This is a genomic window from Aphanothece hegewaldii CCALA 016, from assembly GCF_003007785.1.
Classification (GTDB): Bacteria; Cyanobacteriota; Cyanobacteriia; order Cyanobacteriales; family Microcystaceae; genus Chroococcus; species Chroococcus hegewaldii.
Map to the genome: position 1 here is coordinate 1 of NZ_PXOH01000060.1, position 11,034 is coordinate 11,034.

The following is an 11,034-nucleotide window of genomic DNA, read 5'->3' on the forward strand; positions in this document are numbered from 1 at the left end:
GTTAGCACTCGCGGTCATATAAACAATTAACGATGAGTAATATTACTCAGTATAACAGGTTTGCAGACACGCCCTAGCTTAATTATTAATCATCGAAACCCGACGGGAACCTCGGTTAACTTCTTCAACCTCTGAAGCGCGTCGAGCCGAAGTTGCTGCCCATTCTCGTAGAGCCTGAACCTTATTGAAATAAGATTGAGCAAGAGGGACGGTGTTTGCGATCGCCTCTCTCACATCACTAGCCATGATCTCTGGGTAACGCTCAGAGTCAAAAGCCTTAATTGCCGCCTCAGTGACAGCCGCTTCTAATTCTGCACCCGAAAATTCAGGACTAGCGATCGCTAAACTTTCAATCTCAGGATTCTGAAGTTGAGCCGAATATTTAGCCAGATGTAGTTTTAGAATTTCGGCTCGTTCAGCGACGTTGGGCAAATCAACGAAGAAGATTTCGTCAAATCTGCCTTTTCGAGAGAGTTCAGGAGGAAGGGCGGAAATATCATTAGCGGTTGCTACTACAAACACGGGAGCAACTTTATCAGCCATCCAAGTCAAGAAAGTGCCGAACATCCTCATCATTACGCCGCTATCGGTAGAGACAGAGCCAGAACCTGCACTAGCAAAGGCTTTATCAATTTCATCTAACAGTAAAATACATGGCGCAACAGCTTCAGCCGTAGAGAGGAGATGTCGCATATTCGCTTCTGATTCTCCAACAAGACTGTTCATCAAGCTGCCTATGTCTAGTTTGAGGATTGGGACATTCCACCAAGAGCCAATCGTTTTCGCAACCAAAGATTTACCCGTTCCAGGTAGTCCAACTAACAGCAATCCTTTCGGACTAGGGATTTCGGTTCTGGTCATGGCAGCATTAAATAGTTTGGTTCGTTGGGCAATCCATGTTTTAAGCGGGGCAAGTCCACCAATTTCAACGGGGGGAGGGGGTGAAAGCTCAAGATTCAGCTTGAGAAGTTTTTCCACTTTAAGTTGATAAATCCGATCGCTTGCAGTAATGTCTAACCGACCATTGTTAGCGATCGTCGCCAATCGCAAACCATTCCAGTATTCCTCGAAGGTCAATCCTTGAGCCGAACGAACCAAGCGATCGACTGCTTCATCATCTAGAGCGACTGTAAACTTCAGATTCTTTAAATCGTCAAAACAGAAATTAAACGATTCTCGAATCTCAGTAGACGTGGGAAGTTCGACTTTTTGCTCATAAATTAATCCCGATAGATCGCTACACAGCGTTATGCCTTGACCTAACAGGATAATCCGCTTTTTCGTTGCTTTTAGAGAGAAGCAGAGGGATTTTAACTTTCGCATGATCGCTAGATCTAATCGATGCGGATCTGAGCCGAGATAAGGATGCAAGTCGATCAATACGAAAATTCCACTTTGTTGATGTTGCTCGATAAACGAAAGAGCCGATAGAATCGGGTCGTGATTTGGGTTGTTAGATCCTTTAACTTCAGCATAACTGATTCCCGATTCAGCATGATATGTCACCGATCGCATCCCATCAGCCAGAGTCCACGCCATAACAGGAGCTTTAATCTTAGGGTGATCTGCCACATCGGAACAAATTTTCTCTAACACGGATTGTTCTTCAGGGGCAGGAGAATCTAATGAGATGACGGGAATTGCGGCGCGAAAGAAATTGACAATCATTGAAGTGTTCATAATTTTTTTCCTCCGAAAAAGCCTTTAATGCAACGGTTGTAATATTGACCGAGTGAATTCGTACTCACCATCCCATCGAAAACGAAGCGTGGGACATTTTCATACTGATACCGTCCGCCATGATGAAAGTGAATTTCTAAGATGGCTCTACGATCGCAGTAACCGATTTTTTGGATAACGCTACTCCCAGAGCAGGGCAGATTCTCAGTAAGAAACATTGACATTTCCTCCTGAAGAACTGGCTCTGGCTCGACATCACCTAACTGAATAAATTGAAAAAGATAATTTCCCCTTTTCATAATTGCTATTAAAAATTAGATAAGTCCCGATCGTCATCAGTTAATCGGGACTAGGAAATCAAATGAAAATCGCATTTTATCGTCGATTTCTTAGCTGCGTATGAAGTTGCGTTACTGTCTGACGATATTCGGGTTTAAGCTCCCGATTTTCTACTACTCCTAACGCATCTTCTAACTCTTTTGTCTTTTCGAGGCAGATTTTGCCATCTCCACCGATGACCTCGATCTCCGAACTTCCATCTCTGTTGACGGTTAATAAGATTTCCATTATTTTTCTCCTTAACGTCGGGTACGAATTTGTTGAGTTTGTAGTTGAAGCTGGACTCGACCATCAGTAGTGGTGCGTCGTCCAACAACTTGATATCCTTTCTGTTGGGCAACAGCCGCTTGGTACTCCACCATAATGTTATAGCGGAACTGTGGATAACGCGATCGCGCTAACTCGTAGTCGTCAGCACTACAAGTAAACCTTTCGGCAGTGCGGCGAAAACCCACATCAGCATTGCACCCTAACTGTTCTCTTAAAACTATGATTTCCGCATAGTCTTTAGTTCTCCATGTATTACGGAGCAAGGTTGGCGTGTTGTGAACCTGTGGATTTAGGTTCATCGCTTCAAGCGCGGCTCGGAGTGCAGCTTCGTCTTTAAATTGTGTTTTAATGCTCGTAAAATGTGACATATTACTCCTTGACTTGATTGATTCACAGGGACATATATTGCGAGAGCGATCGGTGTCCGAGCGTCTTCGGCTCCTCTTTTGGTTCTGATATTGTTACTGGAGGTGGAGGAGAGGGCGGTCTAACATGAGGAGTCACCCGTACTTCAGAATAACCCTTACGCCGTTTAGAAGCTATTTTCTCTTCATATTGTTGAGAAGCCGCCGCATAAGAAACAAACGGATAGGATTTACTCTGTCCTCTTGTTCCAATTCTGCCCCAACGTGTAATTAAAGTCGTAGACCCCTCGGTGAGTTCCGCTTCCCAAAATTTGTAATGTTGATTATTGACGAATTCAAGGCGAGTAATCATAGTTGATTTTTTTAAGATTTGCCTGTTGACAAATTCTTCCTAGAATCTTGGGATGAATGTCTCGGCTTAAATGACCTGAAACTGTCACAGTGCCAGCAATAGAGGCATTTTTCAGTTGCCGATGTGAACCTCGAAAGCGCGAAACGTACCAGCCTTCTGCTTTGAGTAGGTAAAGAATTTGTTTAACTTTCATGATTTACCTCCTGATCAAAGACACCCTCTAAAATGCTAGAAGGTGTCTTTTTCGATTTAGAAGGGTGCGTCTTCGTCGTTTACCTCAAACTCTGTCTTGTCGATTTCATCTTCATCGAGAATGGTCTGAGCCTGAGTTTCAATAGCCAAGGATTCAGTTACGCCAGTTAGTCGAGGTAGACGCTCACGGATGGCGTTATCGACTTTAAATTTGTCGGGCGCAAATTCCTCAATATGACTCACGACAAGGGTTAAAGGTTTTCCTTCGGGTTTGGTATAGTCAGAGTCGAGCAACATTTCACTATTGCCTCTTGCCCAGACTACTTTCCCGTCAGCTAGATGGATCTTATGACGAGTTCCATTCTCGCTTTGATATTTGGAAAATCCGATGATCTCAAACTCACCTTCACCTAATTCGTGCATGGGAATCGCAGGCGAGGGAACTTGTCCTAAATAGGGTAGGATTGATTCCTCGTTAACCAGTGTCGCTTCAAGTTCACCTGCGCCCTTGCCCTGCTGTTGGCTATCGAGGGAAACTCGAACTTTAAACACGGATTTGTCAGGGGCGACGAACGTGCAGAAAGCCGTAGGGTACTTCTGTTTCTTGGCATCTTCTTTCTCAATGACGGTAATCTTGCCTTTGAGCTTGCCCACCAAGAGGCGATCGCCTTCTTGCTCTACACGCGCTACATTTTCACCCACTTTGAGAACGATATAGTCTCCATAGCGGAACAGCCCTGGGCCGTAAACCCCTTTGACGATCCCTCTTTCCGCTTTGATTAATAGAACTTCAGGGCGATAGACAGGACTTGACTCGATTCCTGATGCTCCTATTAGACGGCTCAAGCCCTCTTGCTCATCAGGAGAGAGAGCGTCAAGAGTAATGTTGTTCCAAGTATGTTCAAATTCATAGAGCAGCAACGAGGGAAAATTGCTTTGCTCAAATTCAAACGTCTTTACTTGAGTTGTTTGAGTTTTAGTAGACATATTTTTATCTCTTTAAATGACAAGAATCAATCCCTTTTCAAAGCGCAAGCTTATCTTGGAGATTGAAACGTTTTTGTGGAAAATTCAGACAAACAAATTGAAAAAACTACGCAGCTATTTTGTATTTTTCATTAAATCTTTCTAGCTCTAAAGAGGCTTGTTGCTGCATCCAGAAAGAAAGAGGAATCCAAGTCTCTCTTTTGAGTTCGGGAGAATGCGAAAAAGCCCAGGAGACAACAACTTTGTAATCATCTTGGGACACCGAACCTAGAACCAAAATTGATTCTGGCTTGAATGCTTTGATGTAAGACTCCATTGAAATAATGAAATCAGACATTCTCGGAAAAATCTCTTGATGATGATAAGCTAAAAGGACTTTGTGGGAAAAGTCTAATGAGAAAAAGCCTAAGTCAAGATTAGGAGAATTTGTTTTCATAATGTTAAAGAATTAACGATCGCCTCTTGAAAATGCGTCAGCATTTTGGACCGTACATTGCCGTAGTAACCAAACTCCCAACGGCTTGAATAAAGCCTCATTTCCTTCTGGACACTGTTGGTCGCTCAGGCATTTGGGACAACCAACATCTCCGCAATCACAGTTTGTTAAAAGTGAAATCGCTTTTTGAATCGCACTTTCCCAATCCTCATAAATTGCCTCAGTCGTTCCACAGCCCTCGTGAACCGTATCAAATAGATAACAGACAAAACGATTGGCATTGCTATCGCCTCGCACGTCTCGTTCGTCAATCAAACTACTAACATCATTAGAGTTAGCCAAAAATAATAGAGGAATGGCTTTAATCAAACTGTGGGAAGCCGAATGTAGAGCCAAGTGAACGGAATTACAGTCAAAAACGGTCAAGAGTGAAGACGGAATATTTTCTTCCTTACCGTATTTTTGCATAAGTGTCTTTTGCCAAGTTTCCGCTTCAGTATAAATAGCGGAAGCTAACTTATGGTTAATCTCAATTCTAAGAATTGGGCTATCATAGCTAGTCGTCAAAGGTTCGGTAAAACAAATTTCTTCAATAACTTTATCAGTTAATTTCTTAGACAACTTTTTACGACAAGTTCCACAATAAGTTTGGTCGTCGGATTGCGGCTGATGGTAACGTAAACAGGAACGATTAGAACAGACAGGGGCATACAGTTGTGCTATCTCATAGTAGCCCTTCACTTTTTGGCTAACTTGACCCCACCAAAAGGAAAGACGTAAGTTGCCGTCTTCAACAAAAGTCGGTCTAATTTTGGCCTCTTCGAGTTGAGTGACTGGCGTGACCAATAACTCAACCATTGGTTTAGTAATGCGTGCGCCCTGCGTGCCGTTGGTATCGCTATTTTTTAGAAGCTCTAGTTCAGCTTTACTATTAGCCGCATCAAGCTCCAAACAACGCCAACGTTGAAGAAGCCCATTTTCTGCACTAATATAGATCGCTCCCTTGTGACATTCTCGGTGAGCCAAGTCAAGGGATGATTCTTCGAGGACTTCCCCTGTTTCGACATTGACTAATTCAATCTTGTTTTGAACGATCCCGCGCAGTGAAATGTCCCCGTGGGGATAACCCCGCTTGGATAACTGGCCGTTATCGGACAAGTAAAGTTGTCTTTGTTTAACCAACTCGGCAGTGATCGCTTCTCCTTTTTCCCCAAAATAATTTTCAACTGTGCGACTATGTAAGCCCCCTTCTGCTCCTGCACAAAGTAGATGACGAGCTAAAATACTCGGATAATTTGGGTTGAGCTTCACCTTTTCGGGTTGAGAGAAAAAGCGATCGCTATTTATCGCATAATAGTAATCGATTGGGTTGCTACCATCGGGGATAAAAATGATTAATCCAGGGGCTTGTCTTCCACAACGACCACCTCTTTGCCAGAAGCTATTTAGACTACAAATGCCTCTGATGATTACGTAGTCAAGTAGGGCCAAATCAATTCCAGCTTCAAGGCAATTAGTACTAATTAATGTACTTAAACTTCCTCGACTAAGATGATCAAGTAAATTACGGCGTTTAGCTGGAAGTAAGGAACCATGAAAGATATCAACGCTTGTTATGCCATTGGTTTGAGCATGGATTAGAGAGTAAATTGATTTAGCGGTTCTACGGGAGTTAACGAAGACTAAACCTTTGAGTCCCAAATTGGAGAGACTCGCCACCAGACTCGCCACTAAATAATTAGGAGCCGATTGGGGTTTGAAGGTGAGTAAGGTGCGTTCGTGTCTTCTGGCTCCACTACGATCAATTAAAGTAATCTTCGTTTCGCTTTGACCTGTAAACTGTGAGGCTAGTTCAAGAGGGTTGGCGATCGTTGCCGTACTGACCACCCACTTAGGTTCATTCTTTGCTCCTAAATGAAAATTAGACTCATTTGGACAGTCTTGTTGTGTTGGTCTATCAGTTCCATAATTAATCTGTTGAGATGAAGGAGGACACGGGGCTTGAACTCGTTCAAGCCCGTGAGATGTCCGTGACTGTCCAAATGAGTCAAGACTTTTTGTATTCCGTGCATAGTGACGCGCCAGGCGTAACCGCCGCATCACATTGGCAAAGTGAATTCCAAAAGCTCCTAGATAAGCATGAGCTTCATCAATCACGACCAGTTCCAACCGATCAAGGAACTCGCGCCATAATTCGTATTCCCCATCGAAAGTTCTATATAACAGATGATGCAGAACATCAGGAGAAGCCAGAATAATGTCAGGACTTTTTGTTCCTCGAAAATAACCTTTGCGCTGCAAGAGCGGTACATCTCCTGTACAACGGGCAATTTTCAGTCTTAAAGATTTAGGAAATGATTCGTTTAGAGTTACCAATTTATCCATCTGGTCGGATGCTAATGCTTTTAGTGGATAGATTAGCAGCGTTGTCTTTTGTGAATTCAATGCGAGTTGAAAAGCTTGGGGTAAAAAGCAATTGGTTTTGCCACTGGCAGTTTCAGTCACAAGTGCGATCGAGCGTCCTTGTTCTAATTCATCCCAGGCCATCTGCTGATGGGAATAAAATTGTGTGATGCCTACCTGCCTGAAGGCTGTTTTTAATACAGGGTGCATCGACTGAGGTAGGGGTCTTAAATCGGGCTGCGTTCCTGAAATGATCCTGACCTGAGCTAAATCATCTATATATTGTAGTGCTATATCTCGGAATGGAGGATGGGCGATTGCTTCTAGATTTGAAGGATTGAGAGAGAATTGTTCAAGTGGTTGTAATTGTTCAAGCTCAACAGAGAATGTTTCCCCGTTTTTAAAGATCCTGACGATGTTACCGATGTAGCCTAAAATTTTGACAATACTTTTTTCTTCTTTCCAATAGACAAATTGATCTACCTCAAGCCAATCAGGGATGAGTGAAGGTAATGATTGAGCCGCTTTGCGGAGTGAGGCGTGGTCTAAAGCCATTTTTTTTTATTTCTCCTTAAAATCATTATGTAATTAAAAATAGGGATTGACAAGACTTTATCAATCCCTATTTTTAAATCAACGCGTAGAATGACCGAAAATCTCTCTTGTACTTATTGATAAATAGCGATTTTATTGCCTTTCGCTATTAAGTTCTTGCTGAACTTTCAAAAAGGCTTTTTGAGAAAATGGAAGAAGATAATCGGCTAACTCATTAACTAAACTGGAACAAGTGTGGATCTGCATAATAACTAGCAAGAATAACATTAAGAATTGCAGCTAATTTTCCTTCAGTCATTGGAATTTCTGCCTGTATCATTATTTTCTGCTGCATCATTTCCAATTGATAAAAATATGGCAATTCACTGGAAGTTAATGGTAATTTATTCATGATTTTTCTTTCATGTATTGAAGGCTGTTTCTATTTGTTTATGTCTAATTCTGAATCTTTTTTTTGGCAACTTAATCATGTTGATACCGAGTGTTATCAATTCACGACCTCCACTATGAAAGTAGGGACTATCCTTATTTAAATTTACCTAAATAGTGAACAACTAATCGCAATTAGCCCTGATTAAAAATTCTTCATCAATTGCCCAAGGTGGGACGGGTGAACCAATTCGATGTACCATAGTTCTAGCTCTTTCTATTCTAATTTCATCCGAGACGAAAGAAATGTTCTAGTTTTTCGATATAGTCAACCCATCCTAAGTCACAAAGTGGATGTTTTTTGTCTGTATCGCTTGTTAAATACAAAACATTTGTTTCAACATCTTCAAGCATTTCTTTTGAGACACGAAAATTCGTGTAACCATGCTCAATTAACCAATCATTACAGATAGTTCTAGTCAGTTTGAAAGACATAAATTTCCTCCTATAGTACAACAAATTTAAATTATATTAAGATGAGAAAGATAATATTTAAACTTAGAACTCGATATGGCTCTAAGTTTAAATGAAGAATAAATATCAATCTAGATTTTTGCCTCTTCCGAGCGCTTTTACAGCTTCTAGATCACGCCAAAAACGATATGTGTCACGGAAGAAATATTCTGGATTGTTCAATGCGTCCTCGATGATTTCTTCAAGATGATTCTCGATTACAAGTGCGATCGCTTCTAGACTCATATCTTGACAACTCATGCGATTTTCTTTGAGTATTTCTGCTGCTGTTTCTAGAGCGGGGTACTGTGATAGCATGGTGGTAAAATTCCTTTAATTATTTTTGGCACTTTGTCTCGCTTCTTGACTCAAGTCAAAACCTCAGATGCGATGGCGTACAAAGCATCAAACATTTTGTCTTTCTCAATTTGGTCTAATGGCTTCATCCCTGAATGACGACAACGCGCTTTAACGTCGTAAGAAAGTCGATAGTACATTTGTTGGTACAATTTAGACCAAAGAGCATTGTAGGAGATTAAATCTCGTTGGGCTTTATTCCGAACGATCATATTGATTTTGCCTCTTAGAGGAATGGAAGGAGCCAGATCAGAACTTAACGGTAGTCGGGTCAATTCTTCGGTTGCCTGTTGCTTTTCAGCTTCAATCACCATTAATCGTTGGTCTTGAATGGCTAATTTATGCTCAATTTCAACTAACATCATTACTGATTGTAATAAGGCTTGCGATGGTGTTAGATGTTGAACTTGGGGTTGTTGCCAATGCAATTCGGATTGAATCCATGTACGGACACCAATAGCGGCAAACGCCTTATAGACCATTTTGGCTTGTTGAGTGCAGCGTTTCCCCGCATCCATCGCATAGTATTCGGCAATTTCTGCAAACGCTACATCAGGGATGCCGTCTAAGGAAAAAGTCAGCACTTGAAACCCTTTTTCTATAAGCTTTTGAGTTAGATTTGTCGGATTTTTCTCAGCACTCTGAAAATGCCGTACAAGACCCGAATCATCTATGTTAAGCAATCTTGCAGATGCTCGTATCGATAAAAAAGCCTTACCTTCTTTGTCTAAACGGAACTCAGATCTGATTTCTTCTGGGATAATGATCTTAGACATTTTTTAGAAACTCCTAAATTATGTTTAGATTTCATCTGGCATAGATAGTTTTAATTTTTTGTACCAAAACTGCTGAAGTCCATCACAATAACCCTGCCAGTAGATGAACTGCTCAGGATGTTGTGGAAGTTTGTGACGGCGACCATCGGATTCACCTAATGAGTTCATGTCAGCAACTCGTTCAGTTTCTTCATCTAGTGCAGCATCAGCTTCAGTCCGAAAATACTCTTCTTGGGCGATCTCCCCATAGATTTCATAGGTCATGATTTTTTCTCCTTTTTATTACGTGGTGCATTCTTGAAACGAACTTGTTTACCGAAGCTGACGTTAGCAAAACCAGAAACATCAACTCCTGCAATGTGGTCGGCGGCGATCGCTTCCTTATCAGCAACCCATTTAGCAGTTCGGTACTGTTTGGGTAAATTTTCAGGATTGCCCAGAACCTCGATAGTTGGCTTAGAATTAAGGCGGATTTCTATAGCTTTGTCCTTCCCCTTGAGGTTGTAATCGATCAATCCCTGAGCGTGTAGACGCAAGATGTTTTCTTTAAGAGCTTTGAGTTGAGCTTCTTTGGCGAAAATAATGCGATCGCACATTTCATCGAGCGCAGAGCGCTTGAGTTTCCAAGCTTCGATTTCACCTTTTAAATAATCGACAAACAGACAGTAGCCATCGACTTTAGCGGCAGTTGCATCTCTGAGATAATTTTGTAATTCTTCCGTTAGTTCGTCAGGTTCATTTTCAGAAGTAAGTTCCGCAATTTGCGCCGCCTCAAATGAAAGTTCTCGCAAGGACATAGAACGAAAATTACTTTCCAAGTCGTTCAAAGGGACTTCTCCCGTAGTAAAATTAGTAGCCACAGTAAAACCCTCTGTCATCATTTATATACATTTGACGTTCTTTCCACTCTTTTTCTAGAAGTGCGATTTGTTTTTCCTCATCTTCTGATGAAGATAAACGTATATCAGGGTTAGATGAGTTATGATGAGATTTAGAAATGATAGAACGCATTTTAAGTTAATCAATGAAATGCAATAACTTAAAATGCGTAGCATTTTTCAAGGTTTACAAGTCACGAACAACTTGTTCATTGTTTATCTCAAGTCGTTGACGGAGTGGCGACTGCTTCCTTTAGAACTTTAACCTCCTCATTAGAAATGGTGCGTTTAGAGTTGATCGCTCTTTGGAGATCATTGAGAGCATCGCCAAGCCTATTGTCAAGCTTGAGCATTTGCACAATGCGTCTAAGCTCAACAACTCCATAAAAAGCATTTCCATACATCCCAAGATTTAGGCTTCTACGAATCTCGTCGAGACAATTATGATACTGGCGAGATAATGTTATCTTTGTTTGAGTGCCAGCAACGGGAAGAGATTGATGATTGCTTGAGTATTGGTTGATGAACTTGTCTAGTGTTCCTTCGTAATTAACCGAATACA

The 11,034-nt window shown here is 41.5% G+C and carries 17 protein-coding genes; all 17 read right to left on the bottom strand.

Annotated elements, in window-relative coordinates:
• Window positions 1-78 precede the first annotated feature (78 nt).
• On the bottom strand, window positions 79-1,680 hold the full coding sequence (locus C7H19_RS24095; protein ID WP_106459455.1) for an AAA family ATPase: 1,602 nt from the start codon (window positions 1,678-1,680) through the stop codon (window positions 79-81).
• Entirely contained in the window at window positions 1,677-1,898 is a 222-nt protein-coding gene (locus C7H19_RS24100; protein ID WP_181280730.1) for a KTSC domain-containing protein, read from the bottom strand. The genes C7H19_RS24095 and C7H19_RS24100 overlap by 4 nt, the downstream gene beginning before the upstream one ends.
• Before the next feature lie 157 nt (window positions 1,899-2,055).
• On the bottom strand, window positions 2,056-2,247 hold the full coding sequence (locus C7H19_RS24105) for a DUF2997 domain-containing protein (protein ID WP_106459457.1): 192 nt from the start codon (window positions 2,245-2,247) through the stop codon (window positions 2,056-2,058).
• A gap of 11 nt (window positions 2,248-2,258) precedes the next feature.
• Window positions 2,259-2,657, bottom strand: a complete 399-nt coding sequence (locus tag C7H19_RS24110) for a DUF1257 domain-containing protein (RefSeq protein ID WP_106459458.1) — start codon at window positions 2,655-2,657, stop codon at window positions 2,259-2,261.
• A gap of 22 nt (window positions 2,658-2,679) precedes the next feature.
• Window positions 2,680-3,006 (bottom strand): WGR domain-containing protein, encoded by a 327-nt coding sequence (locus tag C7H19_RS24115; RefSeq protein WP_106459459.1) that lies wholly within the window; start codon window positions 3,004-3,006, stop codon window positions 2,680-2,682.
• Window positions 2,990-3,199 carry a type II toxin-antitoxin system HicA family toxin gene (locus C7H19_RS24120; protein WP_106459460.1) on the bottom strand — a complete coding sequence of 70 codons (210 nt, stop codon included), beginning with the start codon at window positions 3,197-3,199 and terminating at the stop codon, window positions 2,990-2,992. Before C7H19_RS24120 ends, C7H19_RS24115 begins: the two co-directional genes overlap by 17 nt.
• A 56-nt stretch (window positions 3,200-3,255) precedes the next feature.
• Window positions 3,256-4,185: a hypothetical protein gene (locus tag C7H19_RS24125; RefSeq protein ID WP_106459461.1), complete on the bottom strand. Its 930-nt coding sequence runs from the start codon at window positions 4,183-4,185 to the stop codon at window positions 3,256-3,258.
• 106 nt (window positions 4,186-4,291) lie between these two features.
• On the bottom strand, window positions 4,292-4,621 hold the full coding sequence (locus tag C7H19_RS24130) for a hypothetical protein (RefSeq protein WP_106459462.1): 330 nt from the start codon (window positions 4,619-4,621) through the stop codon (window positions 4,292-4,294).
• 12 nt (window positions 4,622-4,633) lie between these two features.
• Window positions 4,634-7,579 (bottom strand): DEAD/DEAH box helicase, encoded by a 2,946-nt coding sequence (locus tag C7H19_RS24135; RefSeq protein WP_106459463.1) that lies wholly within the window; start codon window positions 7,577-7,579, stop codon window positions 4,634-4,636.
• Window positions 7,580-7,793: 214 nt separating this feature from the next.
• Window positions 7,794-7,970 (bottom strand): hypothetical protein, encoded by a 177-nt coding sequence (locus C7H19_RS26005; protein WP_181280731.1) that lies wholly within the window; start codon window positions 7,968-7,970, stop codon window positions 7,794-7,796.
• A gap of 266 nt (window positions 7,971-8,236) precedes the next feature.
• Window positions 8,237-8,443, bottom strand: a complete 207-nt coding sequence (locus C7H19_RS24140; RefSeq protein ID WP_106459464.1) for a hypothetical protein — start codon at window positions 8,441-8,443, stop codon at window positions 8,237-8,239.
• Between the two features lie 105 nt (window positions 8,444-8,548).
• Window positions 8,549-8,779: a hypothetical protein gene (locus C7H19_RS24145; protein WP_106459465.1), complete on the bottom strand. Its 231-nt coding sequence runs from the start codon at window positions 8,777-8,779 to the stop codon at window positions 8,549-8,551.
• 50 nt (window positions 8,780-8,829) lie between these two features.
• Window positions 8,830-9,594: a hypothetical protein gene (locus C7H19_RS24150; protein WP_106459466.1), complete on the bottom strand. Its 765-nt coding sequence runs from the start codon at window positions 9,592-9,594 to the stop codon at window positions 8,830-8,832.
• A 24-nt stretch (window positions 9,595-9,618) separates the two neighbouring features.
• Window positions 9,619-9,858 carry a hypothetical protein gene (locus C7H19_RS24155; protein ID WP_106459467.1) on the bottom strand — a complete coding sequence of 80 codons (240 nt, stop codon included), beginning with the start codon at window positions 9,856-9,858 and terminating at the stop codon, window positions 9,619-9,621.
• Complete coding sequence (locus C7H19_RS24160) at window positions 9,855-10,454, bottom strand: siphovirus Gp157 family protein (RefSeq protein WP_245927762.1); 600 nt, start codon at window positions 10,452-10,454, stop codon at window positions 9,855-9,857. The genes C7H19_RS24155 and C7H19_RS24160 overlap by 4 nt, the downstream gene beginning before the upstream one ends.
• Window positions 10,444-10,605, bottom strand: coding sequence for a hypothetical protein (locus tag C7H19_RS26010; RefSeq protein WP_181280732.1), 162 nt, complete (start codon window positions 10,603-10,605; stop codon window positions 10,444-10,446). Before C7H19_RS26010 ends, C7H19_RS24160 begins: the two co-directional genes overlap by 11 nt.
• An 88-nt stretch (window positions 10,606-10,693) precedes the next feature.
• Window positions 10,694-11,034 (bottom strand): hypothetical protein (locus C7H19_RS26015; protein ID WP_181280733.1); only part of this gene is annotated, 341 nt, incomplete at its 5' end.

Bases quoted from the DNA above. Each gene is read 5' to 3' on its own strand.
- C7H19_RS24095 (WP_106459455.1), bottom strand. From the start codon at position 1,680: ATGAACACTTCAATGATTGTCAATTTCTTTCGCGCCGCAATTCCCGTC.
- C7H19_RS24100 (WP_181280730.1), bottom strand. From the start codon at position 1,898: ATGTTTCTTACTGAGAATCTGCCCTGCTCTGGGAGTAGCGTTATCCAA.
- C7H19_RS24105 (WP_106459457.1), bottom strand. From the start codon at position 2,247: ATGGAAATCTTATTAACCGTCAACAGAGATGGAAGTTCGGAGATCGAG.
- C7H19_RS24110 (WP_106459458.1), bottom strand. From the start codon at position 2,657: ATGTCACATTTTACGAGCATTAAAACACAATTTAAAGACGAAGCTGCA.
- C7H19_RS24115 (WP_106459459.1), bottom strand. From the start codon at position 3,006: ATGATTACTCGCCTTGAATTCGTCAATAATCAACATTACAAATTTTGG.
- C7H19_RS24120 (WP_106459460.1), bottom strand. From the start codon at position 3,199: ATGAAAGTTAAACAAATTCTTTACCTACTCAAAGCAGAAGGCTGGTAC.
- C7H19_RS24125 (WP_106459461.1), bottom strand. From the start codon at position 4,185: ATGTCTACTAAAACTCAAACAACTCAAGTAAAGACGTTTGAATTTGAG.
- C7H19_RS24130 (WP_106459462.1), bottom strand. From the start codon at position 4,621: ATGAAAACAAATTCTCCTAATCTTGACTTAGGCTTTTTCTCATTAGAC.
- C7H19_RS24135 (WP_106459463.1), bottom strand. From the start codon at position 7,579: ATGGCTTTAGACCACGCCTCACTCCGCAAAGCGGCTCAATCATTACCT.
- C7H19_RS26005 (WP_181280731.1), bottom strand. From the start codon at position 7,970: ATGAATAAATTACCATTAACTTCCAGTGAATTGCCATATTTTTATCAA.
- C7H19_RS24140 (WP_106459464.1), bottom strand. From the start codon at position 8,443: ATGTCTTTCAAACTGACTAGAACTATCTGTAATGATTGGTTAATTGAG.
- C7H19_RS24145 (WP_106459465.1), bottom strand. From the start codon at position 8,779: ATGCTATCACAGTACCCCGCTCTAGAAACAGCAGCAGAAATACTCAAA.
- C7H19_RS24150 (WP_106459466.1), bottom strand. From the start codon at position 9,594: ATGTCTAAGATCATTATCCCAGAAGAAATCAGATCTGAGTTCCGTTTA.
- C7H19_RS24155 (WP_106459467.1), bottom strand. From the start codon at position 9,858: ATGACCTATGAAATCTATGGGGAGATCGCCCAAGAAGAGTATTTTCGG.
- C7H19_RS26010 (WP_181280732.1), bottom strand. From the start codon at position 10,605: ATGCGTTCTATCATTTCTAAATCTCATCATAACTCATCTAACCCTGAT.